General features: G+C 38.1%; 28 protein-coding genes. 26 read left to right on the plus strand and 2 right to left on the minus strand.

Annotation, left to right across the window (positions count from 1 at the left end; all coding sequences use genetic code 11):
* Nucleotides 1–6 precede the first annotated feature (6 nt).
* A complete protein-coding gene (locus AC1ECF_RS01920) occupies nt 7–789 on the plus strand; it encodes an alpha/beta fold hydrolase (RefSeq protein ID WP_480387693.1) in 783 nt (260 codons plus the stop codon).
* A gap of 178 nt (nt 790–967) precedes the next feature.
* Here AC1ECF_RS01920 and AC1ECF_RS01925 read toward each other — a convergent pair whose 3' ends face one another.
* Nucleotides 968–2,230 carry an ATP-binding protein gene (locus AC1ECF_RS01925; RefSeq protein WP_480387694.1) on the minus strand — a complete coding sequence of 421 codons (1,263 nt, stop codon included), beginning with the start codon at nt 2,228–2,230 and terminating at the stop codon, nt 968–970.
* Between the two features lie 51 nt (nt 2,231–2,281).
* Entirely contained in the window at nt 2,282–2,665 is a 384-nt protein-coding gene (locus AC1ECF_RS01930) for a rhodanese-like domain-containing protein (RefSeq protein WP_480387695.1), read from the minus strand.
* A gap of 107 nt (nt 2,666–2,772) precedes the next feature.
* On the opposite strand from AC1ECF_RS01930, the gene AC1ECF_RS01935 reads away from it, so the two are divergent.
* From AC1ECF_RS01935 to spo0A, 25 genes are all read left to right on the plus strand, one after another.
* Nucleotides 2,773–3,609 carry a lipoate--protein ligase family protein gene (locus tag AC1ECF_RS01935; protein ID WP_480387696.1) on the plus strand — a complete coding sequence of 279 codons (837 nt, stop codon included), beginning with the start codon at nt 2,773–2,775 and terminating at the stop codon, nt 3,607–3,609.
* 158 nt (nt 3,610–3,767) lie between these two features.
* The gene (locus AC1ECF_RS01940) at nt 3,768–6,332 is read left to right on the plus strand and encodes a vitamin B12-dependent ribonucleotide reductase (RefSeq protein ID WP_480387697.1); all 2,565 of its coding nucleotides are present in this window, start codon (nt 3,768–3,770) and stop codon (nt 6,330–6,332) included.
* A 221-nt stretch (nt 6,333–6,553) separates the two neighbouring features.
* A complete protein-coding gene (locus AC1ECF_RS01945) occupies nt 6,554–7,315 on the plus strand; it encodes a YqjF family protein (RefSeq protein ID WP_480387698.1) in 762 nt (253 codons plus the stop codon).
* 89 nt (nt 7,316–7,404) lie between these two features.
* Nucleotides 7,405–7,827 (plus strand): hypothetical protein, encoded by a 423-nt coding sequence (locus tag AC1ECF_RS01950; RefSeq protein WP_480387699.1) that lies wholly within the window; start codon nt 7,405–7,407, stop codon nt 7,825–7,827.
* Between the two features lie 69 nt (nt 7,828–7,896).
* Nucleotides 7,897–8,961, plus strand: coding sequence for a M24 family metallopeptidase (locus tag AC1ECF_RS01955; RefSeq protein ID WP_480387700.1), 1,065 nt, complete (start codon nt 7,897–7,899; stop codon nt 8,959–8,961).
* A gap of 15 nt (nt 8,962–8,976) precedes the next feature.
* Nucleotides 8,977–9,534, plus strand: coding sequence for an elongation factor P (efp, locus tag AC1ECF_RS01960; protein ID WP_480387701.1), 558 nt, complete (start codon nt 8,977–8,979; stop codon nt 9,532–9,534).
* Nucleotides 9,535–9,748: 214 nt separating this feature from the next.
* The gene (locus AC1ECF_RS01965) at nt 9,749–9,955 is read left to right on the plus strand and encodes a SpoIIIAC/SpoIIIAD family protein (protein ID WP_480387702.1); all 207 of its coding nucleotides are present in this window, start codon (nt 9,749–9,751) and stop codon (nt 9,953–9,955) included.
* Nucleotides 9,956–9,959: 4 nt separating this feature from the next.
* Nucleotides 9,960–10,343, plus strand: a complete 384-nt coding sequence (locus tag AC1ECF_RS01970; RefSeq protein ID WP_480387703.1) for a hypothetical protein — start codon at nt 9,960–9,962, stop codon at nt 10,341–10,343.
* Between the two features lie 14 nt (nt 10,344–10,357).
* Nucleotides 10,358–11,269: a stage III sporulation protein AE gene (locus AC1ECF_RS01975; protein ID WP_480387704.1), complete on the plus strand. Its 912-nt coding sequence runs from the start codon at nt 10,358–10,360 to the stop codon at nt 11,267–11,269.
* A 264-nt stretch (nt 11,270–11,533) separates the two neighbouring features.
* A complete protein-coding gene (locus AC1ECF_RS01980) occupies nt 11,534–11,902 on the plus strand; it encodes a hypothetical protein (protein ID WP_480387705.1) in 369 nt (122 codons plus the stop codon).
* The gene (locus AC1ECF_RS01985; protein ID WP_480387706.1) at nt 11,903–12,430 is read left to right on the plus strand and encodes a SpoIIIAH-like family protein; all 528 of its coding nucleotides are present in this window, start codon (nt 11,903–11,905) and stop codon (nt 12,428–12,430) included. It begins immediately after the preceding gene.
* A 195-nt stretch (nt 12,431–12,625) separates the two neighbouring features.
* Nucleotides 12,626–13,126 carry an acetyl-CoA carboxylase biotin carboxyl carrier protein gene (accB, locus tag AC1ECF_RS01990; protein ID WP_480387707.1) on the plus strand — a complete coding sequence of 167 codons (501 nt, stop codon included), beginning with the start codon at nt 12,626–12,628 and terminating at the stop codon, nt 13,124–13,126.
* Between the two features lie 35 nt (nt 13,127–13,161).
* A complete protein-coding gene (accC, locus tag AC1ECF_RS01995; protein WP_480387727.1) occupies nt 13,162–14,517 on the plus strand; it encodes an acetyl-CoA carboxylase biotin carboxylase subunit in 1,356 nt (451 codons plus the stop codon).
* 14 nt (nt 14,518–14,531) lie between these two features.
* Nucleotides 14,532–14,924, plus strand: coding sequence for an Asp23/Gls24 family envelope stress response protein (locus AC1ECF_RS02000; protein ID WP_480387708.1), 393 nt, complete (start codon nt 14,532–14,534; stop codon nt 14,922–14,924).
* Between the two features lie 463 nt (nt 14,925–15,387).
* Nucleotides 15,388–15,765 (plus strand): transcription antitermination factor NusB, encoded by a 378-nt coding sequence (gene nusB / locus AC1ECF_RS02005; RefSeq protein WP_480387709.1) that lies wholly within the window; start codon nt 15,388–15,390, stop codon nt 15,763–15,765.
* Nucleotides 15,766–15,787: 22 nt separating this feature from the next.
* The gene (gene folD / locus AC1ECF_RS02010) at nt 15,788–16,639 is read left to right on the plus strand and encodes a bifunctional methylenetetrahydrofolate dehydrogenase/methenyltetrahydrofolate cyclohydrolase FolD (protein ID WP_480387710.1); all 852 of its coding nucleotides are present in this window, start codon (nt 15,788–15,790) and stop codon (nt 16,637–16,639) included.
* A 59-nt stretch (nt 16,640–16,698) separates the two neighbouring features.
* Nucleotides 16,699–18,057 (plus strand): exodeoxyribonuclease VII large subunit, encoded by a 1,359-nt coding sequence (gene xseA / locus AC1ECF_RS02015; RefSeq protein ID WP_480387711.1) that lies wholly within the window; start codon nt 16,699–16,701, stop codon nt 18,055–18,057.
* On the plus strand, nt 18,050–18,268 hold the full coding sequence (locus AC1ECF_RS02020; protein WP_480387712.1) for an exodeoxyribonuclease VII small subunit: 219 nt from the start codon (nt 18,050–18,052) through the stop codon (nt 18,266–18,268). Before xseA ends, AC1ECF_RS02020 begins: the two co-directional genes overlap by 8 nt.
* Nucleotides 18,261–19,145 (plus strand): polyprenyl synthetase family protein, encoded by an 885-nt coding sequence (locus tag AC1ECF_RS02025; RefSeq protein ID WP_480387713.1) that lies wholly within the window; start codon nt 18,261–18,263, stop codon nt 19,143–19,145. The genes AC1ECF_RS02020 and AC1ECF_RS02025 overlap by 8 nt, the downstream gene beginning before the upstream one ends.
* An 85-nt stretch (nt 19,146–19,230) precedes the next feature.
* A complete protein-coding gene (dxs, locus tag AC1ECF_RS02030; RefSeq protein WP_480387728.1) occupies nt 19,231–21,126 on the plus strand; it encodes a 1-deoxy-D-xylulose-5-phosphate synthase in 1,896 nt (631 codons plus the stop codon).
* Nucleotides 21,120–21,938: a TlyA family RNA methyltransferase gene (locus AC1ECF_RS02035; protein WP_480387729.1), complete on the plus strand. Its 819-nt coding sequence runs from the start codon at nt 21,120–21,122 to the stop codon at nt 21,936–21,938. The genes dxs and AC1ECF_RS02035 overlap by 7 nt, the downstream gene beginning before the upstream one ends.
* Before the next feature lie 97 nt (nt 21,939–22,035).
* Nucleotides 22,036–22,485, plus strand: a complete 450-nt coding sequence (gene ahrC, locus AC1ECF_RS02040) for a transcriptional regulator AhrC/ArgR (protein WP_480387714.1) — start codon at nt 22,036–22,038, stop codon at nt 22,483–22,485.
* Between the two features lie 49 nt (nt 22,486–22,534).
* On the plus strand, nt 22,535–24,247 hold the full coding sequence (gene recN / locus AC1ECF_RS02045) for a DNA repair protein RecN (RefSeq protein ID WP_480387715.1): 1,713 nt from the start codon (nt 22,535–22,537) through the stop codon (nt 24,245–24,247).
* A gap of 138 nt (nt 24,248–24,385) precedes the next feature.
* Nucleotides 24,386–25,342: a SpoIVB peptidase S55 domain-containing protein gene (locus tag AC1ECF_RS02050; RefSeq protein ID WP_480387716.1), complete on the plus strand. Its 957-nt coding sequence runs from the start codon at nt 24,386–24,388 to the stop codon at nt 25,340–25,342.
* Between the two features lie 378 nt (nt 25,343–25,720).
* Nucleotides 25,721–26,512, plus strand: coding sequence for a sporulation transcription factor Spo0A (spo0A, locus tag AC1ECF_RS02055; RefSeq protein WP_480387717.1), 792 nt, complete (start codon nt 25,721–25,723; stop codon nt 26,510–26,512).
* Nucleotides 26,513–26,672: the final 160 nt, after the last annotated feature.

A 26,672-nucleotide genomic window follows, 5' to 3' on the forward strand; every position in this document is an offset into this window, starting at 1 on the left:
GTTCAAATGACGTTGTATATTAGGGAAACCGGAGAAAAACATCCTTCCGTATTGTTATTTATACACGGTGGAGGAGTTAGTGGCTGGATGTGGGAAGAGCACGTTGCTTATTTTCATAATTATCATTGCATTGTACCTGATTTGCCAGGACATGGTAGGAGTGAAGCTAAAGAATGCTTTTCTATCAAGAAGTGTGCAGAAGAACTTATAGATTATTTAAAGACGAACGTACCTAATAAGGAGATTATTGTGGTTGGCTTTTCGATTGGAGCACAAATAGCACTTGAAATGCTTGCCAAAGAGCCAACAATGATAGATTACGCGATGATTAATAGCGCCACGGTAAAGCCGATGCCCTTAATAAAGAAAATGGTGAAGCCCACTGCCTTGCTGTCTTATCCACTAATAAAAAATAAGAAATTCTCGAAACTTCAAGCAAGGTCACTGTTCATACCAGAGGACAAATACGAGCAATACTATAAGGAAAGTCTTAATATATCAAAAACGATATTACTTTCTATGCTTGAAGAAAATATGTCCTACGAATTACCCGAATGTTTTAAGTCTAACCAGTCAAAGTTGCTTGTGACTGCAGGAAATAAAGAAAGAACAGTAATGAAGGATTCCGTTTTTGAGCTTATGTCCAGACACAATAATTGTAAGGCACTAATACTACCAAGCATTGGTCATGGGCTACCTTTGGCTGAGCCTTTACTTTTTTGTATGCTACTAGAGGAATTTCTAGAGGAGGCAAAGAGTGAGTCTACCAATTTCGTAGGGAGCCTCTAATGTTTAAAATATAGAAAGGGACCGTCTAAAAAAGTCATTTTGAGACGGCCCCTTGCTGTTAGGGACGGGACATATTGATGCGACCACCCCAGGAGCAATGATAAATAGCATATATCTATCAAAGCAGGAAGGGGTCCATAAGTTTTCTACTTAATGGGACACCCCTTTTATTTTTGATTTAAAAACCTATAGAGCTATCGGAGTCTTCCCAAGCATTTTTGTTAGAGCGTTTATTTTGTTCTTGTAGTTCTCTAATTCGTTTTTCATATCCAAGCTCTCCGTCATAATGCCAATTGAGGGCAACGGACATATACAGCTCGTTTAGCTGAGACATCGAAAGACCGGTAGAGCGTTTCGCTGCATCTGCAAGCTGCTCTTCTGAGAAGATATGCTGAATATCTAATTTAACTAGATATTCTTTCCGCTGCTTTTCAGATGGAGAAGGTATCTCATAAGCACGGTCAAATCTTCCAGCTCGGTTAATTAAGGCAGGATCAATTTTTTCAGGGTAATTGGTTGTACCGATAATGAAAAGTCCCTCTCTCGATTGGACACCATCCAGCGTGTTTAGGAAGATGGAACGAGTATATTCAGGCATGGAATCTATATCTTCTATTACAAGAATCGCTGGTGCTAGTCTTGTAACTATTCCAAAGACACTTTGTATAGAATGGCTCCCAGTGAATTCAGTTATTTGCCAATACACGACTGGAGCTTTTGTGGAGCCGGTTATGGATTTTACCAAAGTGGTTTTACCGTTACCGGGTGAACCATAAAGAAGTATTCCTCTTTTATATGGTAAGCCGTATTCTTTGAAGAATCTTCCATCTTCTTTAAAAAATTCATCAATGGATCGAAAAATATCTCTCTTGATGGATTCCTCGAGTAGAACATCCTCTCTATTTACTACTGCTTGTTCTCCATACTTTCTTCTTTGCACACCATTTTCTGTATCCACGAGATATGTGATTGATTGCATAAGAAGTTTTCTCATCTTTTCGTCGATCTCGTTTAGGAAATATATAGCTTTTTGAGGTGATGTTGCAAAAAAGTGAAATGCTGGCCAGGTATGGTCAAAGGAAAAATAGAATGTATGTGTGATTGCTACCTCATAATCAGGGAAAAAAACTAATTTATTGTCAAAGGATAACAAGTTTTCTAGTTGACTATCCATAGTAAACTCAGAATTACTAGAGATTTTATAGGAGGGCTTTGATTCGTATATAGTTGCTAATACATCGTAATTGATCAAGTTGTTCTCCATCATTTCTAGTAGACTGGTATCATATTGCGTGATGTCTAAATCTATAGGTACCCAGTTTCCTTCTTTATGTACTTGTAACAATTCAATGACTCTCCGATTAAATATCGCATAATTTTCATATGCAGGATGAGTCTCTCTGTATATTTCCTTGTTTGGGAATAGAATCTTTTTTTTCATTTTTTCCTCCAATAAAAAAGGTTTCTCCTTGAAAGAAGAAACCTTATGAGATTATTTTGATTTTATTTTCCCTGTCCAAGTTTTGAATCCACCTTGAAGCTGATAAAGGTCTGTATATCCTTTTTTCTTAAGGAATAATGCTGCTCGAGAGCTTCTTGCACCATTTTGATCATAAAGATAAACTGGTTTGTCAGGTCGGATTTCTTTGAAGCGCTGTCTAAGCTGCGTGGAAGGGATATTACGTGCGCCTAAAATATGTCCAGCATCAAATTCTTTAGGCTCCCTTACATCAATTAGCTGGGCTTTTCGATAACCCTTGATAAATTCTTCTTGGTTGAGATTTGTTACTGCTTTTTTTATGCGGAATGCAGAAATAGCCGCATACGCTACCAGTATTACTAATACTGCAATGATAGTATATAGAATTTCTAACACGGTCTTTCCCCTTTCTATGCTTAAATCTATTATAAAAGATTTGCTAGATACAATTCAATCTATTTGATAAAATGAATATCGTTATGCTTTATAAAGGAGGACGTCTGTTGGAAAAGGCTAAATGGTACTATTTGGATTCTGGTCCTTGTGATCCAGCTTATAATATGGCAATGGATGAAGCACTCCTAGACTGGCATAGCGAGGGACTCATCCCTCCGGTAATTAGGTTTTATGAATGGAATCCTGCTACTCTATCGATAGGTTATTTTCAGTCTGTGCAAAAAGAAGTGAACATGGAGGCTGTTAAAGCTCAGGGTTTGGGCTTTATTAGACGACCGACTGGGGGTAGGGCAGTGCTCCACGAACATGAATTAACATATAGTGTCGTTGTTTCGGAAAAATACCCTGATATGCCGACTACCGTAACAGAAGCTTACCGTAAAATAAGTGAGGGGTTATTAAGGGGATTCCAGCATCTTGGTTTAGATGCTTATTTTTCCATTCCTAGCACAGTGGAAGAACTAGAGTCTTTAAAGAAGCCGAAAACAGCCGTCTGTTTTGACACACCAAGCTGGTATGAGCTTGTTGTAGCAGGAAGGAAAGTAGCTGGCAGTGCACAAACAAGACAAAAAGGTGTTATTTTACAACACGGTTCTATTCTTTTGGACCTAGATATTGAAAAGCTGGTTAATACTTTTCGTTTCTCCTCGAAGGAAGAAAAAGAAAGGGTTGAAGCTAGTGTATCTCAGAAAGCTGTTGCGATTAACAAATTATTACAAAATCAGATTTCAATCGACATGTGTAAGCAAGCTTTTAAAAATGGATTCGAAGATGCTTTACACATTGACTTAATAGAATTTCGATTGACCTCTGAACAAGAAAGTTATGTAAATGAGCTTGTTAACGAGCGATATGGGAGAAAAGAATGGAATTTTAGAAAATAAAAGTCACTAAGACATATAGAGAAAAGCAAAAATAGGAAATAATACTTAAATTTACATTCTTTGTATTAATTGCTTTACACCTCTATATATAGTGCCGTATGATAAATAAAACTACTACATCTTGTATATAAGAGAGATGTAGAATGGAGGAAGCATAAATGGTAACCACTACAAATGTAACAGCTTTGGATTTAAATATTCCTCAACTTAACAAGGACATCGATTTATTTCCTCAAGTTCATCCAATAACGGAAGATATGAAATTGACACATAAGGGTGTCTCTCGACTTGTTATGATTGATCGCTACTCTTTTAAAGACACTGAAAAGAAAACGCTAAAAGTGGGAGATTTTGTCGTTTTAACGGTAAAAGAAGATCCTAAATTTCCAGCAAGAGGTCTAGGGTATATTGTGTCAATTGACAAAGAGGCTAAAACAGCAGAAGTTTTAATCGAAGAGGACTATCGAAGTGCAATTGACGACAGCTCCAAGCTAAAAACAGGCATCATTACTAGACCGTTAAGTGTGATTGAAAAGCCACTGGAAGTTTTCTATGAGCAAATCGCAAAGCGTAATGCTACTGGACTTGCTTCTGTAGAGAAAACGGAAGAAAAAAGAGCCGAATGGTTTGAAAAGTTCTATCAACAGCTAGTTTCTCTTAAATTCATTCCAGCTGGACGAGTTCTATATGGAGCAGGTACTGGTACGGATGTAACCTACTTTAACTGTTATGTAATGCCATTTGTTGCTGATTCTAGAGAGGGGATCAGTGATCATCGAAAACAAGTAATGGAAATTATGAGCCGTGGTGGTGGTGTTGGTTCAAATGGATCCACACTTCGCCCGCGCAACACATTGGCTCGTGGGGTAAACGGTAAATCCTCTGGTTCTGTCTCTTGGTTAGATGATATAGCTAAACTCACACATTTAGTGGAGCAAGGTGGTTCAAGACGTGGTGCGCAGATGATCATGCTAGCGGATTGGCATCCAGATATTGCAGAATTTATTATTTCTAAAATGCAAAACCCTCGTATTCTAAGATTTTTAATTGAGAATACAAATGATGAAACGATTAAACAGCTTGCAAAGGACAAGCTTAAATTTAAGCCTTTAACTCCTCAAGAAGAAGCGATGTATCAAGGTTTATTAAACTATAAATCCATACCTGGCCTTGGAGGCTTCAGTGAAGACATTATAAAGGACGCTGAAACAAAGCTTAGAGATGGCGGCACATATACAGTGCATAATCCTGAATTTTTAACAGGTGCCAATATCTCCGTTACGTTAACAGACGAGTTTATGAATGCTGTTGAGGAGGACGGAGACTTTGCCCTTCGTTTCCCTGCTATAGAGACCTATACGGAAGAAGAGATGGAGTTTTATAACCAAAACTGGCATCTAGTTGGAGATGTGCGTGAATGGGAGCGCATGGGCTACAAAGTAAGAACATACCGTACTGTAAAGGCGAAAGAGCTATGGAACCTAATTAATATCTGTGCTACGTACTCTGCAGAGCCAGGTGTATTTTTTATTGATAATGCCAACGATAAAACAAACGCTGTCGCATACGGCCAAAAAGTTGTTGCTACAAACCCATGTGGGGAGCAGCCATTGGCACCTTACTCCGTGTGTAATTTAGCAGCAGTTAACCTTGCGCAATTTGCAAATAAAGAGGATAAAACAGTCGACTATGAGGCTTTGAAGGAAACTGTAAGAGTTGGGGTTCGTATGCAAGATAACGTAATTGACGCAACACCATATTTCTTAGAGGACAATAAAGTACAAGCTCTGGGAGAACGCCGAGTAGGACTTGGTGTAATGGGTCTAGCTGACTTATTGATCTACTGCGAGAAGGAGTATGGTTCTGAGGAAGGGAACGCGCTCGTGGAAGAAATCTTTAAGACGATTGCAGTTACAGCGTACGAAACTTCTACAGAGCTTGCGACCGAGAGAGGAAGCTTCCCATTCTTAACCGGAGAGACCGAAGAAGAAACAATGCGTCTTCGCAGAGCATTTACAGAAACAGGCTTCATGCAATCAATGCCGGAAGAAATTCAACAAGCTGTACTGGAAAAAGGAATTCGAAACTCTCATCTATTGACTGTGGCACCAACTGGTTCAACAGGAACGATGGTAGGGGTATCTACAGGGCTTGAGCCATATTATTCTTTTACTTATTACAGAAGTGGACGCTTAGGGAAGTTTATTGAAGTGAAAGCTGATATTGTTCAAGAGTACCTAAATGAACATCCGGAAGCAGATGCTAATAATCTTCCTAATTGGTTTGTTACAGCGATGGAGCTGTCACCAGAAGCGCACGCTGATGTTCAATGTATCATTCAACGATGGATTGATAGCTCCATCTCTAAAACTGTAAACGCACCGAAGGGTTATACAGTGGAGCAGGTAGAGGCAGTTTATGAAAGACTTTATCGTGGCGGTGCAAAAGGTGGTACTGTTTATGTGGACGGTAGCCGTGATTCACAAGTACTGACACTGAAGGCTGAAGAAAATACAATGGACGATGTAACACATGAAGAAAAGGTTCTAGAAAAGAGACCGATAGTCCTTATTGATACAATACAAGATATACGGTCGACCAATGTGAAAATCGGTTCAGAAGTAGGGAACACGTGCCCTGTTTGTCGAAAAGGTACAGTCGAAGAAATGGGTGGCTGTAACACATGTACAAACTGTAACGCACAGTTAAAATGTGGGCTCTAAACTCAAGGCTTAGCAATTGCTCGTTTACATTAAGTTGCATTATATAATATAAGGTGTATGATAAATGGCACTCCTTTGGCTCTTATAATCCAAAGGAGTGTTTTTTATTTTGGTAATAAATCTCTTCTACTTGGAAATGCTGTGTTTTCTTTCGGTTAATATAAAGTCCATTTGGGTATAAAGAAAACAAAAGGGGTATCGAAGCTTGAAGGAGGGGTAGTGTGTCAATACGTGATAATATTCAAAAAACCGAAAGTTGGGATGCAAGTCATCGTGGCTGGCCATTACCTAAAATTCCTTGGGCGATGAAACAAGTATGGAATAATGTCCTGTTCGCACATTATCCTGTGGACCCGGTTAAACTAAAAAAGCTGATGCCAGAACAGCTCCCCTTAGATACTTTCAACGGAATGGCCTGGGTAGGAATTGTTCCATTTTATATAACAGGCTTAAGAGGGAGGGGCATCCCACCAATCCCTGGCACCAATCGTTTCCCAGAATTAAATGTTAGAACTTACGTAACGATTGATGGAAAACCAGGTATTTATTTCTTTAGCTTGGATGCAATGAACAGCTTGGCTGTGAAAGCGGCTAGAACCTTTTTGCATTTGCCATATGTTTATGCTCATATGTCAGTGAAAGAGGATGGATTTTTAGTCGAATATGAAAGTAAAAGGAAGAGCCAGCTTGAGCCTAAATTAGTTTGTAGCTACAAGCCTGTATCTAAGCCCTATTATCCAGCGAAGGGTTCATTTGCAGAATGGATGGCAGAAAGATACTGTTTATATACAGTGAATGACACAGGGAAGATTCTAAGAGGAGAAATATTACATCCACCTTGGTTATTGCATGATGCCCAGGCAAATTTTTATTTGAATACAATGCTATCTAAACAAGGGATTGAAGTAGAAAATGATGAGCCGATATTGCATTTCTCTCAGCGAAAGGAAGTAAAAATTTGGCCGTTTTTAATAGAGGATTGAAAATAATCTATGGAATGGGAGAATTTCTTGGTCATAATTGATTAATTCATTTTTCTTTTTCACAAACTACCCTTTAAGGAGGGTATTTTATGAAATGGTTATCTATTGTAACAAGCTTATCAGCAGCATTATTAGCGCTCATACTATTGAAATTTCTTTCTTTTTTTCATTTCGTGAAATGGAACCCAGTTGGTTATACGAAAAAGTTTGATATTTTTGTCGACAGCCATTGGATAATAAAATGGGGAATATTGTTTTTAGTTATTTGGGCTATAGGAATCGGGTTATATTTTTTGAGTATTTTATTTATAAAAGTACCTGTTTCAATCACTAGTCTTGCTTTAGGATTAATAATCGCCTTCGTTGCTGAATGGTTCATAATAGACGGAGAGTCAGCAGTTAAGACAATTAAAAAGATGTCTATTCCATTTATTTGTATCGTACTAATCCTTTCGAGATTTATCGTAGAGTCAGCAATTTTCCAATCTCAGGATGATCCTATTGAAAAATGAAAATTTACCGCTTTCTTCTCCTATGATAAAATGATTCAGAGTGGTCATTAAAATAAGAGAAGAGGGCTAATGATGAAATTGGAAAAGTTACGTGCAGCTTTACAGGAACATGGTGTGGATGCTCTATTAATCACCAACGAAAATAGCCGTCGTTACATGACTGGCTTTACTGGAACAGCAGGGGTTGCCATTGTTTCGCAACAGGATGCCATTTTTATCACTGATTTTCGATATACAGAGCAGGCTGCGAGTCAGGTAAAAGATTTTCGTATAGTCCAACATAAGAAAACATTAGTAGAGGAAGTCTCAACCCAAGTAGAAGCAATGGGAATCAAATCTTTAGGATTTGAGAAGGAAGACGTATCCTACGGTACCTACGAGGTATATAAGAAAGCAGTTTCTGCTGACTTGGTTCCACTTGCTGGTCTTGTAGAAAAAATTCGCTTGATTAAGACGGATGAAGAGATTAGTATAATAAAGGCAGCCTGTCGTATTGCTGATGAAGCTTACGAGCATATTGTGACATACATAAAGCCTGGAATGACTGAGTTAGACGTTTCAAATGAGCTTGAGTTCTTCATGCGTAAACGCGGTGCAACATCCTCTTCCTTTGATATAATTGTTGCATCTGGAACCCGCTCGGCTCTTCCACATGGTGTGGCAACCGAGAAAATAATTGAAGACGGAGATTTTGTGACATTAGATTTTGGAGCACTATATAAAGGGTATATATCTGATACAACTCGTACATTAGCAGTAGGAGAGCCAAGTGACCAGTTAAAAGAGATTTATCAAGTGGTGTTGGAAGCTCAACTGCTAGCGTTAGATAAAATCAAACCTGGAATGACCGGGAAAGAAGCAGATGCAATTGCACGAGATTACATTGCTTCTAAGGGCTATGGAGATGCATTTGGACATTCCCTAGGTCATGGAATCGGACTAGAAGTGCACGAAGGACCTGGACTTTCCTTCCGTTCCGAAGTAGTCTTAGAACCTGGAATGATTATTACGATTGAGCCAGGTATTTATCTTCCAAACATTGGTGGTGTCAGGATTGAAGACGATGCACTTGTTACGGAGACCGGCTTAGAAAAGCTAACACATTCTACAAAAGAATTACTTATTCTAAAGTAAATAGGAGGAAATAAAATGATTTCTGTTAATGATTTTAAAACTGGTTTAACTATTGAAGTTGATGGAGTTCTTTACCGTGTTTTAGATTTCCAACACGTAAAACCGGGTAAAGGTGCTGCGTTCGTTAGATCGAAATTACGTAACCTAAGAAATGGATCTGTAAACGAAAAAACCTTCCGTGCAGGAGAAAAAGTAGAAAAAGCACAAATCGATAATAAAAAGATGCAATATTTGTATGCGAGTGGAGATCAACATATCTTCATGGATACAGAAACTTATGAGCAGCTTGAACTAGATGCAAGCCAAATTGAATATGAATTAAAATTCCTTCGTGAGAATATGGAATTACATGTAATTCAATATCAAGGCGAGACGCTGGGAGTAGAGTTACCTAAATCCGTTGAATTAGAGGTTATCGAAACAGAGCCAGGTATTAAAGGTGATACATCTGGTGGTGGTTCTAAAACAGCTACACTTGAAACTGGCTTAGTTGTTACTGTCCCTCTATTCATTAATGTTGGGGATAAGCTGATCATTAATACAGATGAAGGCTCTTACGTATCAAGAGCATAATTTAAAAGAATGACACCAATGATTCTGTCGTTTTGGCAGAATCGTTGGTGTTTTTTGTTTCTTCTTTTTCAACGAGTTTCCTCTATTTCTTCCTCTTTCTTTTTCAGCTTCAGGTGCTTCTTGTGCCTAATGTATCTTCCACCCGCATTCCTAGCTTCCGTTCATATTCTGATTGGCTAGTTCATATGATAAAAATATGGAAGGGGGAGACATTGTGGAACTTCACGATGTACTTCGAGTAGCGGGTATAGGCTTATTAATAGCTATTCTTCACTTGTTTTTCGAATCTACAGGGAAAAAGGAGTTTGCGTTTTTCTTATTTTTTGTTGGCTATATTTACATGACAATTGAACTTCTTAGACTTTTAAAGCTCTTCTTCTTTGAAATCTCCGCATTTTTAGAATGGCTTATTATGAGTTAAGAGTATGATTGTATATGTAACGATTATATTAGCCTTTTGTTTGCTGCAATTTATCCAAGAAATATACCCTAAATTACATTCTATTATTTATACTATCTTCATCTTTTTATTTTTAACATACATAGCTCAGTCAACGGTATTTCCTTTTGTAAATGATTTCTTAGGTGTCATTCCATCAGTCGTACAACCAGTAATAAAACTACTTTTGTTCTCCATGTTTTTACTTTTCCTTTCGCAAATCGTTGAAGAGCTACTTATTGAATACGAATATACAAGCCTTGCATCCATCATCACGTTTACCACGAAGGCAATTCTGTTACTTATATGGATTCAGCATATGCAACCATTTTTCCAAAAGTTTTTTGCAATTATAGAATCACTTACCTGAAGGACGGAGAGATGATGGAAGAGATAATTGCCGCTATATTGCAGCCAGCAAAAGAAGTTATACAAACCTTTTTATATGTTCTCTTGTTCGGGTTTATCTTCCTTTGTTTTGAATGGATTCTTCCCGCCAGTAAAAGATTGCTTAGAATACTATTTATAGCGATCATTTGTTTTTATTGTCTGGAGCCGGCATTTCGAGTAGTTCAAATGATTCAAACACTTACAAGTGAGATGGTAGTCATATTTGTCGGTGTCTATCCTCTACTGACGGCTGGTATCGCTGTTTCGGGAGGGGCTTTCCTTATTACCCTTTGGAACCCTGTTGTCATGCTTTTTAGTACGTTTACTACCATTTTAGCGGACAAGGTTCTTATTCCATTATTGCTCGCAATATTTCTGTTCGATTTGATTACAAGAATACATCCAGCAACCTCTTTCTCCAAACTATCGGACTTACTAAGAATGACTTTAATAGGTACAACCTCTATTACTTTCTTGCTTTATAGTATTTTCTTGACAGTTAATGGAGTAATTACCTGGTCGGTTAGCGGAACGGTTAATGAGACAGTTAAAAGATTAATACAAAACAATATTCCTTTTATAGGCTCTCTACTGACGGAAAGTATTAGTACAATGAAAAGCTATTCATCCTCAGCAGCAGTCATAACTGGTAATTCAGCAATTATTTCTATTTTAGTGTTAATCTCTATTCCGACTATCCAAGCATTACTTATCGCCTTTCTCTACCGACTTCTCAGCGCAATCTTGGAGCCCTTTATAGACGGGCAGGTTACAAATCTAATTGATGATATAGGGAAAACCTTATTTATTTTAGCGATAGTTTCTGTTCTCATCGCTTTTGCTTTTTTCTTTACAATTGTCTTAACAATGCTGTTTGCAAGACTACTAATAGGAGTGAAAGGGTAGAGTAATTTATTTTTACTATCTTAATTGGAATACTCGCAATTGTGGTCATTGGAGAGCTAGCTTCTATTCTCATAGAGTCTGTGGATCCTGACAAAACAGGTACTCTAGTAAAGCTGGCAATAATCTTTTGGATTGTTACAAATCTCTTCATATAAAAAGAAGTTCTAGCATAAAGTAAGTTATCCAATATGAAAAGAAGGGTGAAGCTCTATCTCATTAAAACAAAAACCCACTTTTCGTTTTGTAATCATTAGCTTAGCAGTTTTGGTCATAAGTCTACTTGTTTCAGAGGTTTTTAGTATAGGAAAGGAAATTGAAACCTCCAATGCTCCTCCAGTGAGAGAGAAAGATGAACTGGCGTTAATTTTAGAAAAAGTGAGCGGAGTAGGGAAGGTTGAGATTTACTTTCATTATGCAGGTAACTCTGAGAATGTTCAGGAGAATGATTTATCATTTTTTCAATGGACAAGTGACAGTAGAGGGGACAAAGAGGAGCTGGTCGGAATACTAGTAGTGGCGGAAGGAGCGAGCGATAAACGTATACAAAATAACTTAATTAGAACCCTTTCATCTGTTTTGCAGATATCTCCACATCGAATAGTAATTGAAGAAATGGAAATGGAGGATAAGTAAATGAACATAAAAAAACGTTCTGTTTGGTTTTTAACTCTATTAAGTCTAGTTGCTGTTGTAACTGTGTATTATGCATCTGAAAGACCTTCACCTTTTGATGGTGTACAATTATTCTCAAGTGACTCTGTTGACGATGCATTAGTAGAAACTTCTTCAACGAACGATCAAACTTTTATATCAAGTGATGCTTATGAAGAAATGAGAATGGAAATGCAAGAAAAACGCAGCATCCTCCAGGATCAACTAACTACTCAAGTAGCTTCCAATGATTTTACTGCCGAAGAAAAGAGTGAGGCTTATGCACAAATGGAAGAGCTAGTACAAATCGACACGACAGAAGCAATGCTAGAATTAGTTATTAAGTCATTAGGATACGACGATGCGCTTGTGAGAATTGAAGGAGACTCTGTATTAGTAGATGTCATCTCGAATGAGCAATCTACTAAAAAAGCAGATGAAATATTATATCAAGTGAAGAGAGAATGGCCAAAAGCATATAACATTGAAGTGAAGTTCGATAGCATGTAAACCTTAAGAAAAGTGCCTAATGGCGCTTTTTTTATTGAATAATAATTGGTTTTTAAAAGGTAAATTTGAATGTGGAAATAATAAACAATTAACGAAAAGTTAAGAACATTTCTACGTAACTATTTCAAATTCTTTTGAAAACCCTTAAAATAAAATAGTAGGAACAAATTCTGAACATAAAAGGAGATTGTCAATATGAAAATTCAAGAGATAAGAGAAATCATTAAATTAATCGATCAGTCTACGTTAGATGAATTTGTATACGAAACAGAAGGAACAAAAATTAAAATGAAGAAAAAAGAAAAAGGTGCTTCACATACAGTTGTTCAACCAGTAGAAAGCTCCTCTGTTATGGAACAGCCTAAACTGATAGCTACTCCACCAGCTGTCGCGGAAAAGGAAGCATCAGTGGAAGTAGCGCAAGCACCTGCAGAGGTAACACAAGTTGACGATAGCTCTTTACATAAGATTTCATCTCCAATGGTTGGAACTTTTTATCAGTCATCTTCTCCAGATTCACCGGCATATGTAAAAGTGGGAGATAAAATTACACCAGAAACAATTGTTTGTATTGTAGAAGCAATGAAGCTATTTAATGAGATTGAAGCAGAAGTGGCAGGAGAAATAGTGGAAATACTGGTGAAAGACGGCCAATTAGTAGAATATGGTCAACCATTATTCCTTGTGAAAAAATAATAGAAAAAGGTATTCTATCTATGAAAGGAGCAAGGATAATGAAAAAGGTCTTAATTGCAAATCGAGGAGAAATAGCGGTTAGAATTATTAGAGCATGCAAGGAACTCGATATTGAAACAGTTGCAGTATTTTCCGAAGCTGATAGAGAAGCGCTTCACGTTCAGCTAGCAGATGAGTCCTATTGTATCGGTCCTCGTTCATCTAAGGATTCTTATTTACATTATTCCAATATTATTAGTGTAGCAAAACTGACAGGCTGTGATGGAATCCATCCTGGTTATGGATTTTTGGCTGAAAATGCCGAGTTTGCCGAGCTGTGTGAGGAATGTGGAATTACTTTTATTGGACCTACCTCTCAAGCAATCAAGAGTATGGGAATTAAGGACGTAGCGAAAGAAACAATGCAAAAAGCAGGCGTTCCAACAGTTCCTGGCTCTAAAGGGATTGTAGAAACAACGGAGGATGCCCTAAAGGTAGCGGAAGAAATCGGTTACCCTGTTATTATTAAAGCTACCGCTGGTGGTGGCGGAAAAGGCATCCGTGTTGCGAAAAATAAAGAAGAACTAATCAAAGGAATAAATGTAACTCAAAAAGAAGCCGCTGCAGCATTTGGTAATCCGGGAGTTTATTTAGAGAAATACATAGAGGTATTTCGTCATGTAGAGATTCAGGTTCTCGCAGACAACTATGGAAATACTGTTCATCTTGGAGAGCGGGATTGTTCCATTCAGCGACGTATGCAAAAGCTTGTAGAGGAGGCACCTTCACCAGCGTTATCGGAGGAGCTTCGTGCGGAGATGGGGGAGGCTGCTGTAAAGGCTGCAAAAGCAGTTGGATACAGAAGTGCTGGTACAGTCGAGTTTATCTTTGATCATATTAATCAAAAGTTCTACTTTATGGAGATGAATACTCGAATTCAAGTAGAGCATCCTGTTACAGAAATGATTACAGGTATTGATTTGATCAAGCAGATGCTTCTAATAGCTTCTGGAGAACAATTGCCTTTCGAACAAAAAGATATTAAACTTAATGGATGGGCTATTGAATGTCGCATTAATGCGGAAAATCCGGATAAAAACTTCATGCCATCACCAGGTCTTGTGGATTTTTATCTTCCACCAGGTGGCTTAGGAGTGCGAGTAGATTCTGCTGTATATCCAGGCTATAGCATTCCACCATTTTACGATTCCATGGTTGCAAAGCTCATTACTTATGGTCAAACTCGTGAAGAGGCCATCGCAAAAATGAAGCGTGCACTCGGTGAATTTGCTGTACATGGAGTGGAAACGACAATCTCATTCCATGAGAAGCTGATGAATCATGAAGTATTTATTTCTGGAGACTTTGATACCAAATTCTTAGAAAAATATGATGTGATGAAATCATCATAAGAGGAGTGTCTTACATGGCAGAAAATACAGAGCAAAAATTTGTTCAAATGACTCCTGAAGGGAAAGAACATTTAGGAACGATTGAAATTGCTCCGGAAGTGATTACGGTAATCGCAGGTATCGCCACTACGGAGGTAGAAGGAATTGCTGGTACTCGCGGTAATTTCGCTGCAGGTGTCGTTGAACGACTAGGTAAAAAGGTACATGGTAAAGGTATCAAGACAGAGATTACAAATGAAGGTCTTTTCATCGATGTCTACTGCTTAGTAAAATATGGATCGTCAGTACCGACAGTTGCTAAAGAAGTTCAATCACAAATCCGTCAGGCTATTGAAAACATGACTAGCCTAACGCCAAAAGAAGTAAATATTCATATTACTGGAGTACAATTCGAAGCACATGAATAAGCTCTAACAAAGAAGGGAAGGTTTATGACTGAGGTCGTGCCTTCTCTTTTTCTATGGAGAAAAAAAGCTCTAGGCCAAACGTTAGGGCAGTGTACTATGATTTGCGCACTATAAAGCAATTACTGAATCTGTATATAAAAATGTAGCGGCTCAACTTGGTCGATAAAGAGTTGATTGGAATGGAGCGAGGCAGAAGGGAGGAAGGAAAACTAAGGTCGTCACATCGTGTGACAACGTTTTTCCTGACCAACATCCTGTTGGCTTCCGCAGAAAGCGCCCGCCAGTAGTGGAGTTTAACCGACTTTATTAGAAGTGAAAAAAGGATGCCAACTCTACCAATTCTAATTTAGTAATGGTACTATTGGTTTTCTTTGCTTTTTCTTATTTTAAGCTTTTCTTATAAGCACTTTTATAAAAAATATGCTATGATTGTTGAGATAGTTACATTTAAAGGAGAACGTATATGAAACGTAGAAAAGCAAGAGAACTAGCACTTCAAGCACTTTTTCAATTAGATAATAATGATATGACAATAGAAGAAGCAATCAGCCATGTTACCGAGGAACGAGATGAATTTCTAAAACAGCTGGTAGCTGGTACTGTTGAACATAAAGAACAGATTGATGCCTCTTTAATAGAAAAGCTAGAGAATTGGTCCTTAGCGCGATTACCAAAAATTGAGAGAACTGTTCTACGTATTGCTGTTTTTGAATTATTATATCTTCCTGAAACGCCTTCAAAGGTTGTTATTAATGAGGCGTTAGAGATTACCAAGCTATACGGCGATGAGAAATCTAGTCGTTTTGTTAATGGCGTTTTATCAAAGTACACAGAACAATAACCTGTGGTGAGGGGTGTTGATGGTGGCGAATAAGATTATTGATGGAAAACAGATAGCTGCAATAGTAACAGAAAACGTACATAAACGTGTAGAGGCGCTAAAAAATAAGGGAATTATTCCAGGACTAGCGGTAATATTAGTAGGAAATGATCCGGCCTCTCAAACGTATGTCAATAGCAAAGCGAAAACCTGTGAGCGGTTAGGTATGTATTCACTCATGATAAAGTTAGAGGAGAGCATCTCTGAAAAAGAGCTGCTAAAACAGGTAGAACGACTAAATGACAATGAGAACATTCATGGTATTTTAGTTCAATTACCTTTACCACCTCAAATTAATGAAGATCATATAATAGCCGCCATCTCTCCTGAAAAGGACGTAGATGGATTTCACCCTATTAGTGTTGGGAAAATGATGATTGGTCAACCTACATTTTTACCTTGCACCCCCTTCGGAATAATAAAGCTATTAGAGCTTAGTGATATTGCTATCGAAGGGAAACATGTTGTGGTTATCGGTAGAAGTAATATTGTTGGGAAACCAATGGGTCAATTATTATTACAAAAAAATGCGACAGTAACATATTGTCATTCTAAAACGAAAGACTTACATACATATACAAGACAAGCAGATATCTTGGTAGTTGCGATGGGAAAACCCAAGATAATTGATAAAAGCTATATAAAGCAAGGTGCTGTTGTCATTGATGTTGGCATTCACCGGGACAACCATAACAAGCTATGTGGTGACGTGGATTTTGATTCAGTTTGTCAGGTCGCTTCCAAAATAACGCCAGTTCCTGGCGGTGTAGGGCCAATGACCATTGCTATGCTAATGGAAAATACTTGTCTAGCAGCAGAGAATAGAAATAAATAGGATATAGAGCTGTTTTTCATTTGAAAGACAGCTTTTCACTTGCCAAAGGAGTGAGAGGTTTGTCCCATACATACTTAACTGTCAAAGCTTTAACTAAATATATAAAACGTAAATTCGACGCCGATACTCACCTTCGTGACGTATATGTTAAGGGAGAGCTTTCAAATGTAAAAGTGCATTCAAGTGGACATATCTATTTCACTTTGAAGGATGAGTCAGCTCGGCTTACATCCGTTATGTTCGCTATGAATGCTAGATCTCTAAAATTTGTTCCAGAAAGTGGAATGAATGTCTTGGTGCGAGGAGATATCAATGTATTTGAAGCAGCTGGACAGTATCAGCTTTATGCTTCGAATATGCAACCGGACGGAATAGGAGAGCTTTATCTTGCCTTTGAGCAATTGAAAAGAAAACTAGAGGCGGAGGGTTTATTTCATCCGGCAAGAAAAAGGAAGATTCCTCCATTCCCTAAAAAAATTGGGGTAATCACCTCCAAAACCGGTGCAGCTATCCGAGATATTCTTACAACTTTAGAAAGAAGATATCCTATTAGTGAGGTACTTGTATTTCCAAGTATTGTACAGGGACCTCAAGCAGCACCTTCTATTATAAAGTCGATCGAGCATGCCAATCGTATACAGGACATCGATGTATTGATTGTAGGGCGTGGTGGAGGTTCAATTGAAGACTTGTGGGCCTTTAATGAAGAATCAGTTGCAAGAGCAATCTTCCAAAGTAACATACCAATTATTAGTGCAGTAGGTCATGAGACAGATACAACAATTGCAGACTTCGTGGCAGATTTACGTGCCCCTACTCCAACAGCAGCAGCGGAGATGGCAGTTCCAAGTAAAGAAAATTTACTAAAACATGTCTTGTCCTATCAGTCTGCAAGCCTTCACTTTATGACAAAAAAGCTTGAAGACTCAAAAAAACGCTTACAAAGAGCAATGCAATCACCGGTGATGGAAACTCCTGAGAGGCTTTATCGTCCTTTTATAGAAAGGTATGTAAGAGCAGAACAGCAGTTTCAAAGGGAAGCGAATCGAATTGTACAAGAGAAGTCAAGGAACTACCTACAATTAAACAGTAGATTTGAGCAGCTTTCTCCACAGCGTGTTATTACATTGCATACAAATGCCTTAAACACACTATCTAATCAGTTAAAACAAGCGATTACTACTACTGTTGATAAACATACACAACAGTTTTATGGAGCAATTCGAACTCTAGAGGCCTTAAACCCTCTAAAGATAATGGATCGTGGCTATAGTATCACTTATCGCGAAGGAACATTAATCAAATCTGTTCACGAGGTACAAGAGGGAGAAACAATTACCGTCACCGTTTCTGACGGAAAGATAGATGCAGTTGTGAAACATACGGAGACAGAAAGGGGAGCAAAAAAGAATGGATAAACAAGAGATCCCATTTGACGAAGCAATGTTGCAATTAGAAAATATCGTACGTCAGCTCGAGCAAGGAGACGTTCCTTTAGAAAATGCCATTGAGCTATACCAAAAGGGGATGGAACTGTCCAAACTGTGCAGTGATAAACTTCAAAGTGCTGAAAAACAGTTAGTTTCATTTATGGATGAAAATAAAGACGAGGCTCAAAATAATGACTAATAAATTACAAGCATTTATACAAAAAAACCAACCGAAAATAGAAGGAAGACTTACGGAGCTTATCAAGCAAGTAAAGAGCCCGGAAGAATTGAAGAAAGCAATGGACTACTCCCTTCAGGCAGGGGGCAAAAGAATTCGTCCACTCTATACTCTAGCTGTATTAGAAGAGCTTAATGTGAAAAATGAAGATGCCTTAACTGTTGCGTGCACCATTGAAATGATTCATACATATTCACTTATCCACGATGATCTTCCTAGCATGGATAATGATGATTTGAGAAGAGGCAAACCTACAAATCACGTAGTGTTTGGTGAAGCATTGGCCATTTTAGCAGGAGATGCGCTTGTTACGTTAGCTTTTGGTATAATTGCAAGGTGTCAAAACTTGACCTCCGAGCAAAAAGTGCAGCTAATTGACCAGCTCAGCTATGCTGCTGGAGCGGAGGGAATGGTTGGAGGCCAAGTGCTAGATATTTTAAGTGAGGGAAAATCTCTAACAATCGAGGAGCTTGAGGAAGTTCATACGAATAAAACAGGTGCACTTCTTTTATTTAGCGTTCTAGCAGGCGGCATAATAGCGAATGCCGATGAGAATATATTAGCGGCACTTGAAAAATATGCTTACCATATTGGCTTAGCTTTCCAGATTCAAGATGATATTTTAGATATTGAGGGAACATCTGAGCAATTAGGGAAAACAGCTGGAAAGGATATTCTTAGTGAGAAGAATACGTATCCATCGATACTTACTTTACCTGGGGCCAAAGAACAGCTTCAAACACAATATAAGCTTGCAATACAAGCGCTAGACACAGTAAACTTAGGAAATGGGCTATTGGTGGAGCTGGCGAATTATATAACGAAGCGTACAAACTAGTGTCCGAAGTTTGTTTTATATCTCTTTATGGTATGATATTACTTAATGCATATAGAGGAAATCTAATAGAAGGTGTGTGATGGCAATGGATTTAACGAAAATTTCTAGCCCATCCTTTTTAAAAAGTTTAAATACTGAACAATTAAAGGAATTAAGCGAAGATATACGGTCATTTTTAATCGAAAAACTTTCTGAGACTGGCGGACATATTGGTCCGAATTTAGGGGTTGTAGAGCTTACGATTGCCCTGCATAAGGCCTTTAATAGTCCAGAGGATAAATTTCTATGGGATGTTGGCCACCAGGCGTATGTTCATAAAATACTGACAGGAAGAGCGGATCAGTTTGATACACTTCGTCAATTTAAAGGTCTTTGCGGCTTTCCGAAAAGAATAGAAAGTGAACATGATGTTTGGGAAGCGGGGCATAGTTCAACCTCCTTGTCTGCTGCAATGGGAATGGCTAAAGCTAGAGACCTGCAAAAAAAGAAGAACTTTGTTGTGCCAATTATAGGAGACGGAGCTTTAACAGGTGGTATGGCGTTAGAGGCCCTCAACCATATTGGACATGAAAAGACAGATATGATTGTTATTCTGAATGATAACGAAATGTCTATCGCTCCAAATGTTGGAGCGTTGCATAACGTTCTTGGGAAGCTAAGAACACACGGTACTTATAACAAGGCGAAGGATGAAATTGAGTCCTTACTGAAAAAAATCCCTGCCGTTGGTGGAAAACTTGCCGGGACAGCAGAAAGACTGAAAGACACGTTAAAATATCTTCTAGTTTCTGGTGCTTTCTTCGAGGAGTTGGGCTTCACTTATCTTGGTCCGATTGATGGTCATAGCTTTGAAGATTTAGAAGAAAATCTCCAATATGCCAAAAAAATGAAGGGTCCTGTTCTCATTCATGTTATTACGAAAAAAGGGAAAGGCTTCAAGCCGGCCGAGCAAGATAAAATTGGTACTTGGCATGGAACAGGTCCTTATAAAATGGAGACTGGAGATTTTGTCAAATCCTCTTCCAAGGCACCTTCGTGGAGTGGCTTAGTTGCTGAAACGGCACGAAAGCTTGCACGAGAGGATGGCAGAATTGTTGCGATTACTCCAGCTATGCCAGTTGGCTCTAAATTGGAAGGCTTCGCATCTGAATTCCCAGAAAGAATGTTCGATGTGGGAATAGCAGAGCAGCATGCTACTACAATGGCTGCTGGATTAGCAGCAGAGGGCATGAAGCCACTGCTTGTCATTTATTCTACCTTCCTTCAACGTGCATATGATCAAGTACTACACGATATTTGTAGACAAAACTTAAACGTTGTAATTGGAATCGATCGTTCCGGGTTAGTAGGAGCCGACGGGGAAACTCACCAAGGGATATACGATATTTCCTTCCTACGTCACATGCCAAACATTGTGATTATGATGCCAAAGGATGAAAATGAAGGTCAGCATATGGTCAAAACTGCATTTGATTATGATGATGGCCCAATTGCTCTTCGTTATCCAAGAGGAAATGGCCTTGGTGTACCAATGGATGAGGAGCTGACGCCTATTCCGATTGGTTCCTGGGAAGTCCTAAAGGAAGGGACGCAAGCAGTCATTCTAACTTTCGGTACAACAATTCCAATGGCTCTTGAAGCAGCTTCAACCTTAGAGCAAGAGAATATCTCTGTAGAGGTTGTGAATGCTCGTTTCATTAAGCCGATGGATGCCAATATGTTACGTGAGATTCAAGCCCGTAATATCCCGATCATTACACTAGAAGAAAGTGCATTACAAGGCGGATTTGGTAGTGCCGTGCTTGAATTCTACAATGAGGAAAATCTCCAAGCAGATGTTCACCGTATGGGTATCCCTGATATGTTCATTGAGCATGGAGATGTGAAGCAACTCCTGGATGAGATTCATATCAACTCGAAGGCAATCGAACAACTAATTAAATCAACACTTAATAAATCAACAAGGTATATATCATCATGAGTAAAGCAAAAGAACGGGTTGATGTTCTACTTGTAGAACAGGGATTATTTGAAACGAGAGAAAAAGCAAAAAGAGCAGTGATGGCAGGTTTAGTATATATAAAGGAAGAGCGTGTCGACAAGCCTGGAGAAAAAATTGATATTACATCTACGCTTACAGTGAAGGGGCAAGTATCTAAATATGTAAGTAGAGGTGGTCTAAAGCTTGAAAAAGCTTTAGAGGAATTTGCGATCCATTTAGACAACCAGATTATGTTAGACATTGGCTCTTCCACTGGCGGCTTTACCGATTGTGGTCTACAAAATGGAGTAAAGCATGCATACGCCTTGGATGTCGGCAGTAATCAGCTTGCTTGGAAGATTAGACAGGACCCGAGGGTTACGGTAATGGAAAAAACCAATTTCCGTTATTCCAAGCCAGAGGATTTCCAAATGGGTTTACCTACCTTTGCCTCCATCGATGTTTCCTTTATTTCCTTAAAGCTTATATTGCCTACTCTTAAAACTATTCTCGTTCCGAACGGAGAAGTAGTGGCGCTTATAAAGCCACAGTTCGAGGCAGGGAAAGAAAGAGTTGGAAAAAAAGGTGTAGTTCGTGATGCAAAGGTACACCTAGATGTACTGGAAGATATAGCAAACTTTGCAGAGTCTATTCATTTTCAAATAAAAAATGCTTCCTTTTCTCCTATTACAGGAGGGGAAGGTAATATAGAATTTCTTTTCCATTTACAAAGCGTTGAAGAAGGGGAGATAACTCCTCATGGCATTGATTTTTCAAGGCTTGTGGAAGAAGCGCATCGTTCGCTAAAATAATCAGCGACTCTTATTGAGTCGCTTTTTTTCTTGTTAGTTTTACAATGTAATGCTAATGTATAAAATAAATAGTATAAATATACAGTGGGGGTACTATATGAATAAGGGACAGCGACATATTCGTATTAGGGATATTATTTCCAATTATGAAATTGAGACACAAGATGACTTGGTAGACCATCTTAAGAATGCAGGCTATAATGTCACTCAAGCGACAGTTTCTAGAGATATAAAAGAATTACATTTAGTAAAGGTGCCACTTCCTAATGGCAGCTATAAATATAGCTTGCCTGCAGATCAACGTTTTAATCCTATCCAGAAGTTGCATCGTGCCTTGACAGATGCGTTTGTTAGCATTGACGGAGCTAGTCACTTCTTAGTGATGAAAACCCTCCCTGGGAATGCTCATGCGATAGGTTCCTTAATTGATTACTTGGACTGGTCTGAAATATTAGGGACTATTTGTGGGGATGATACATGTTTAATATTGTGTCGCACAGAAGCAGAGAGCGAAGAAGTGAAAAAGCGTTTACTAGAAATGCTTTAAGAATTTGGAAGTGAGTTTTTCCTCACTTCCTGTCAAAGAGGTGAGGACAATGTTAAAGGAATTATCCATTAAAAATTTTGCGATAATAGATCAGCTTATAGTCAGCTTTGAAGAAGGCCTTACTGTCCTTACTGGAGAAACAGGAGCTGGGAAATCTATTATCATTGATGCGGTTCATCTCCTTTGTGGAGGGCGTGGCTCTCAGGAGTTTATTCGACATGGGGCAAAAAAAGCAGAGCTTGAGGGACTCTTTATGATCAACAATCCATCCCATGGTGTTTTTCAGAAAATGAAGGATGTTGGAATCGATATCGATGAAGATACTATTATTCTCAGAAGAGATATTAATGAATCTGGTAAAAGCGTTTGTCGTATCAATGGAAAGCTAGTGACCATTGGGATATTAAGAGAAATTGGATCCACTTTAATAGATATCCATGGACAGCATGAGAGCCAGGAACTTATGGATGAAAGAGCTCATATTCATTTATTGGATCAATATGCCGGTGAAGAATTAAAGACAGTAAAGGATGCATACCAAGAATTATACGGAAAGTATAAGAAATGGAAGAAAGAGCTGGCTTCCCTTTCTGCTGATGAGCAACAAATAGCACATAAAATTGACTTATATACCTTTCAGGTGGATGAGATAGAGGATGCAAAGCTGATTGCAGGAGAGGAAGAGCAACTGCAAGAGGAAAAACGTAAGCTCCTAAATTTCCATAAGGTTTTTGATAAACTTAGCAGTGCATATGAAGCAATCCTAGGAGAATCGAAAGGATTAGACTATATTGGTGCAGCGATGGAGGAGCTTCAGGATATTGCGGAAGTTGATAAAACTCTCCAAGAACACAGCGAAAGTGTTGCAACTGCTTTTTATACCTTACAGGACACCTCTTACCAAATAAAAAATCAGCTTGATGAAATGGAATATGATAATAACCAGCTTCAAGTTGTGGAGGACAGGCTAGCCCTTATCCAAACGTTGAAAAGGAAATATGGAAGCTCCATTGAAGAGATACTAGCCTATAAAGATAAGATACAACAAAGCCTGGATCAACTAATGAACCGAGATGTTCAAATTCAAAAAATGGCAGAGAAAATTGAACAGCTAGAGCGAGATTTAGAATTAGAAGCTCAGGACCTATCCGATAAACGGAAAAAAGCTGCAGTACAGCTTAGCAAGGCGATTATGGAGCAATTACAAGAGCTTTATATGGAAAAAGCGACCTTTAGTGTCGTGTTTCAAGAACAATCGACTTCCTCTTATAATGAATATGGACGAGATGAATTATCCTTTTATATTTCCACAAATGTTGGCGAGCCAATGAAGGCGCTTACGAAAATTGCTTCTGGAGGAGAGCTATCAAGAATGATGCTTGCCTTAAAGAGTATTTTTTCAAAGCATCAAGGAATCACCTCTATTATATTCGATGAAGTCGACACTGGAGTAAGTGGACGTGTAGCACAAGCAATTGCAGAAAAAATTGCAGGAATTGCCACTAACTCACAAGTGTTATGCATATCACATTTATCCCAGGTTGCTGCTATGGCAGATCAGCATCTAATGATTAAAAAAGAGGTAAATGGAAATAGAACCTTCACTACGTTAGAAGAAGTAACGAAAGAAAAACGTGTCGAGGAACTAAGCAGAATGATGTCTGGGGCTGAAATTACGACAACCACTCTCCAGCACTCAAAAGAGCTATTAAAATTAGCTACAGAACGGAAAAAAGTTTTAAGAAACAATGAAAAGACCTAATGATGGGTCTTTTTTTTGTATGCTATTAATTCAATATTTGACCAAGAGCCTAAGTAGCCCAGCATTTCTTATTAACAATTATTTACCTCACATAGCGTGAGTGCTGAGGGACATAGTAATGATTATGGGAGGTGAATTATGATTAAAAGCTATCGAAAATGGTCGATTATTCCAATAATTTTCTTATCGATTATCTTTTCAAGTGTTTCAGCTTTTGCTGAAGAACATTCACTAGTACCACTTGGTCAGTCTATTCAGATTGACTTAAATTATGGAGCAGTATTGCTTGCGCATGATGTTATGCTTACCGATAATGATTGGCTTCGGACGGGCGATGCTATTCAAAAGGCAGACAACAGAAAAGTAAACAACATAAATGATTTGAAGAAACAGGTAAAGGGTAAAGAACAAATTATTATTCAGTATGAACGCAACAAAAAGATGTATACAAAGAAACTGAATTCCAATCAATTGATGAAGCTCTATCCTTTTTTAAGAGATGCAACGGAAGGGATAGGGACTTTAACTTATTATGATCCAAAAACAAAGGAATTCGGAGCGTTGGGACATCAAATAGTAGACCATGCTTCTGGCTTATCACCTAATTTCTCGGAGGGCTCCATCTATTTATCCTCGATTGAACAAATCAAAAAAAGTCTTCCTGGAAAACCTGGCTATAAAATTACCTCGCATCAAGCTAACGGTATACCAATAGGTGGAGTAAATGAAAATAATGTTTATGGGGTTTTTGGGAAGTTACAAGGTGGTGCCTTCGATGAAATTAAGGCCAAAGAAGTTCCGGTAGCTGAATTAGAAGAAATAAATACAGGAAAAGCTATGATGCGTACATCAATTGATGAGTCAAAGGTACAGGATTTCACAATTGAAATTTCATCTGTAGATGGACACCAATTTCAGTTTACAGTGACGGATGAAAAACTCATCAAGAAAACTGGTGGCATCCTTCAAGGGATGAGTGGAAGTCCAATTATACAAAATGACAAAATCATTGGTGTTGTTACTCATATGTATGTGGACAAACCAAAAAACGGAGCAGCACTTGCGATTACTGAAATGATGAAGAAAAACCCATAGAAATAAAGGGTCGTCTTGTGAGACGACCCTTTATGACGTGAAGTAATTTTCTGTAGGGAACATATGCATATATCTGAAGGAGAAGGGATGTCCCGTGAGTATCTTGCTTATAGGACATCCCTACTTTTTTCGATAATAAAAAAGAGTATGAACATTTTATCGATTTATATCATAACTTTTATTTTTGTCTAGATTATTACAAAATTAACATATACAATAGTAATAAAGAAAATTCGACATTAAAAAAGAAAGAAATACCATTTTGTCGTAATTGGTATTATCTGTAATATTAAAGACTCATTTTTCATTTAATAAAAGGAAAAAGCTGTATTTGAGAGAATATATACAAGTGTAAATAATTTCAAAGGTGGATGAATAATGGAGAAAATTAAAATTGCAATCGTAGACGACAATAAAGACCTAATTAGAACAATGGATAACTATTTCAATCAGCATCCTGAAATTGAAGTTGTAGGAACTGCATCAAATGGGAAGCTTTGTTTAGAGCTGTTAGAAACAATAAAACCTGATGTTTTGTTATTGGATATTATTATGCCTCATTTAGATGGGATAGCAGTATTAGATTCGCTTCAAAAAAATGATAGATTAAAAGATCTTCAAGTGATTATGCTTACTGCCTTTGGACAAGAAGATGTTATGAAGCAGGCGGTAGACCTTGGAGCTTCCTACTTTATGTTAAAGCCTTTTGAATTTGAACGACTTGTTTCCCAAATTACACAGGTTGCAGGCAGAAAAGGTTCTAGTCAAGAGGTACCGGTAAAGAACTCTCCTGAAAAAGAAGCGCTACAAAACAAACGAATGATTGATAATACAATCACCAACTTGATTAAAGAGATGGGTGTTCCAGCACATATTAAAGGTTATTCCTATCTTCGTGAAGCAATTCAAATGGTATATTCGGATATTGAGCTTCTAGGCTCCATTACAAAGGTTTTATACCCTGAAATCGCGAAAAAGTTCCAAACAACTCCTTCACGTGTGGAAAGAGCGATTCGTCATGCAATTGAAGTAGCATGGAACAGAGGAAACTATGAGACTATTTCTAAAATGTTTGGATATACTGTTCATCACCTAAAAAGCAAGCCTACGAATAGTGAATTCATTGCAATGATTGCAGATAAAATTCGCATGGAAAATATGGCTAGCTAACTAACTATATAAATATGACAAAGAAACTAATTACTTAGCATTAGTTTCTTTGTATTTTATCTATTTGCCTTACTCGTTTTATTTTTATCCCGCATTAAGGGACAGTAGGACTCCCACTTCAAGATGGCAAAAGAAAGGAGACAGCTAAGTGGGAGATCAA

The sequence above is a fragment of the Psychrobacillus sp. Z3-81 genome (assembly GCF_056620325.1).

Bases quoted from the DNA above. Each gene is read 5' to 3' on its own strand.
- AC1ECF_RS01970 (WP_480387703.1), top strand. From the start codon at position 9,960: ATGATTGTATATGTAACGATTATATTAGCCTTTTGTTTGCTGCAATTT.
- AC1ECF_RS02000 (WP_480387708.1), top strand. From the start codon at position 14,532: ATGGCAGAAAATACAGAGCAAAAATTTGTTCAAATGACTCCTGAAGGG.
- AC1ECF_RS01920 (WP_480387693.1), top strand. From the start codon at position 7: ATGACGTTGTATATTAGGGAAACCGGAGAAAAACATCCTTCCGTATTG.
- nusB (WP_480387709.1), top strand. From the start codon at position 15,388: ATGAAACGTAGAAAAGCAAGAGAACTAGCACTTCAAGCACTTTTTCAA.
- accB (WP_480387707.1), top strand. From the start codon at position 12,626: ATGAAAATTCAAGAGATAAGAGAAATCATTAAATTAATCGATCAGTCT.
- AC1ECF_RS02020 (WP_480387712.1), top strand. From the start codon at position 18,050: ATGGATAAACAAGAGATCCCATTTGACGAAGCAATGTTGCAATTAGAA.
- AC1ECF_RS01975 (WP_480387704.1), top strand. From the start codon at position 10,358: ATGGAAGAGATAATTGCCGCTATATTGCAGCCAGCAAAAGAAGTTATA.
- AC1ECF_RS02050 (WP_480387716.1), top strand. From the start codon at position 24,386: ATGATTAAAAGCTATCGAAAATGGTCGATTATTCCAATAATTTTCTTA.
- recN (WP_480387715.1), top strand. From the start codon at position 22,535: ATGTTAAAGGAATTATCCATTAAAAATTTTGCGATAATAGATCAGCTT.
- AC1ECF_RS01950 (WP_480387699.1), top strand. From the start codon at position 7,405: ATGAAATGGTTATCTATTGTAACAAGCTTATCAGCAGCATTATTAGCG.
- AC1ECF_RS01940 (WP_480387697.1), top strand. From the start codon at position 3,768: ATGGTAACCACTACAAATGTAACAGCTTTGGATTTAAATATTCCTCAA.
- AC1ECF_RS02025 (WP_480387713.1), top strand. From the start codon at position 18,261: ATGACTAATAAATTACAAGCATTTATACAAAAAAACCAACCGAAAATA.
- efp (WP_480387701.1), top strand. From the start codon at position 8,977: ATGATTTCTGTTAATGATTTTAAAACTGGTTTAACTATTGAAGTTGAT.
- AC1ECF_RS01925 (WP_480387694.1), bottom strand. From the start codon at position 2,230: ATGAAAAAAAAGATTCTATTCCCAAACAAGGAAATATACAGAGAGACT.
- AC1ECF_RS01985 (WP_480387706.1), top strand. From the start codon at position 11,903: ATGAACATAAAAAAACGTTCTGTTTGGTTTTTAACTCTATTAAGTCTA.
- AC1ECF_RS01955 (WP_480387700.1), top strand. From the start codon at position 7,897: ATGATGAAATTGGAAAAGTTACGTGCAGCTTTACAGGAACATGGTGTG.
- ahrC (WP_480387714.1), top strand. From the start codon at position 22,036: ATGAATAAGGGACAGCGACATATTCGTATTAGGGATATTATTTCCAAT.
- dxs (WP_480387728.1), top strand. From the start codon at position 19,231: ATGGATTTAACGAAAATTTCTAGCCCATCCTTTTTAAAAAGTTTAAAT.
- spo0A (WP_480387717.1), top strand. From the start codon at position 25,721: ATGGAGAAAATTAAAATTGCAATCGTAGACGACAATAAAGACCTAATT.